The following is a 1,937-nucleotide window of genomic DNA, read 5'->3' on the forward strand; positions in this document are numbered from 1 at the left end:
GAAGGTCCGCTCGGGCATGCGCACCTTGAGCTTCAGCTCCTTGAGCATCTGGAAGGCCTGCGGCGTCGTCACCTCGTGGATGAGGTGCAGGCCCACCAGGAGCTGGGTCTGCCCGGACGGCAGCGTCCGGACCGTGTGCGCCTCCCATACCTTGTCGAGCAGCGTGCGTGCCATGTGATTCCTCCACCGCGTATCATACCCGGCACGAGGCCAACTTCCATGACCACTGAACTCCCCGACCTCCCGATTGCCGAGCTCGCGGGCCTGATCGCGGCGCGGAAGCCCGTACATGACCGACCTCAGCGCCACGCCCCACCCGCCTATTTCTCGTCGCCCGCGGTGTCTACGCGCCGGGGGAGGGTGCGCCGCGCCCGCTGACAGGCCTCCGGCCTTGCTCCGCGACCTTGGCCGGTTGCGCAAGAGTTCCCAGATGTGTCACATTGGGTCACATGAAGACCATCTCGATCAGAGAGCTGCATCAGCGGACAGGCGCCTGGGTGCGCAAGGCCGCCGAGCTCGGTGCGATCACCGTGACGGAGCGCGGCAAGCCGCTGGTACGGCTCGAGGCGGTCCTCGACGTCAGGCCGGCCAACCCGTTCCGGGGGCGCCGGCTTCGGCCGGGATACGCACGCCTCAGGGGAAAGCTCGGCCGAGGGACCGACAGCACGGCCATCATCTCCGAGGATCGTGAGCGCGCGTCGCCTTCGTGAGCTATTTCGATTCCTCGTACATCGCGAAGTTCTACCTGGACGAGCCGGAGAGCGAGGCCGTGCGCCGGCTGGCCGAGTCGCTGGGGCAGGTACGCTGCGCCGTGATCGGACAGATCGAAGTGGCCGCGGTGTTTCATCGGAAGCTGCGCGAAGGCGCATTCCATGCTGGCGCGTTCCGCGAGGTGATGGCCCAGTTCGCCGACGACTGCGGCCAGGGCCTATGGACGTGGCTTCCCCTCACCACCGCGCTCGCGGCAAGGGCGGCGGCGGCGTTCGCGCGCCTGCCGCGGCCGGTGTTCCTGCGGGCGGCCGATGCGCTGCATTTGATCTGTGCCCAGGAGCATGGTCTCCCGGAGATCTACACGAACGATCGCCACATGTCAGCGGCCGCGCGGCACTTCCGGTTGAAGCCCATGACCGTCACGCCGCGGTAGAGGGCGCCGACGAGCTGTTCCTCGGGCAGTCGCGCTGACTAGATCGCGGTGTAGCCCCCGTCGATGAGCAGGTCGCTGCCCGTCATGAAGGCCGAGGCATCGCTGGCGAGATAGAGGGCGGCGCGGGCGATCTCCTCCGGCAGGCCGAGCCGGCCGAGCAGGTGCTTGGGCCCCATCATCTTGCGCGCCTCGTCCATGTCCTTCCAGCGCCGGAGCATGCGTCGGGTCTCGACGGCGCCCGGCGAGATCGTGTTGGCGCGGATGCCTTGGGCGGCGTGGTCGGTGGCCAGCACCTTGGCGAGCTGGATCAGGGCGCCCTTGGTCGCGCAGTACGCCGGGCGCCCGGGCGAGGCGACCCGGCCGAGCTGCGACGCGATGAGGATTACGCTGCCGCCACCGCGCGCGATCATCGCGGGGATCGCCGCCTTCACCATCAGGAACGCGCCCGTGAGATTGATCCGGATCACCCGATCCCAGGCCGCCTCGTCCATCTCCAGCACGGTGGCGGTCCGATCGCTGTCGGCCGCGCCGTAGAGGAGAACGTCAAGACCGCCGAAACGATCGACGGTCGTAGCGACGGCGGCGCGGCAGCTGGCACCGTCCGTGACGTCGAGATGCACCGGCAGGGCCTGCGCGCCGCCCCTTTCGATCGCGGCCGCGGTGGCCTTGGCGCCCGGCTCCTCGATATCGGCGCAGGCGACGCGGGCGCCGGCCGCCGCGAACGCCAGCGCGGTCGCGCGCCCGATTCCGTTCGCCGCGCCGACGACGATGGCGGTCTTCTTCTCGAGGGTGA

Annotated in this window: 4 protein-coding genes; 2 read left to right on the forward strand and 2 right to left on the reverse strand. The window is 69.5% G+C overall.

Features of this window, described 5'->3' with window-relative positions; genetic code table 11:
- On the reverse strand, positions 1-174 hold a 174-nt coding region (locus tag VGV13_07515; GenBank protein ID HEV8640928.1), incomplete at its 3' end, for an aconitase family protein.
- Between the two features lie 275 nt (positions 175-449).
- On the opposite strand from VGV13_07515, the gene VGV13_07520 reads away from it, so the two are divergent.
- Entirely contained in the window at positions 450-710 is a 261-nt protein-coding gene (locus VGV13_07520; protein HEV8640929.1) for a hypothetical protein, read from the forward strand.
- Positions 707-1,144: a type II toxin-antitoxin system VapC family toxin gene (locus VGV13_07525; protein ID HEV8640930.1), complete on the forward strand. Its 438-nt coding sequence runs from the start codon at positions 707-709 to the stop codon at positions 1,142-1,144. The genes VGV13_07520 and VGV13_07525 overlap by 4 nt, the downstream gene beginning before the upstream one ends.
- 38 nt (positions 1,145-1,182) lie before the next feature.
- On the opposite strand, the gene VGV13_07530 is transcribed toward VGV13_07525, so the two are convergent.
- A partial coding sequence (locus tag VGV13_07530) for an SDR family oxidoreductase (GenBank protein ID HEV8640931.1) occupies positions 1,183-1,937 on the reverse strand: 755 nt, incomplete at its 5' end.

It is taken from the genome of Candidatus Methylomirabilota bacterium, assembly GCA_036001065.1.
Lineage (GTDB): Bacteria > Methylomirabilota > Methylomirabilia > Rokubacteriales > CSP1-6 > MNEF01.

Coding starts and splice junctions, on each gene's coding strand:
- VGV13_07520 (HEV8640929.1), top strand. CDS start 450: ATGAAGACCATCTCGATCAGAGAGCTGCATCAGCGGACAGGCGCCTGG.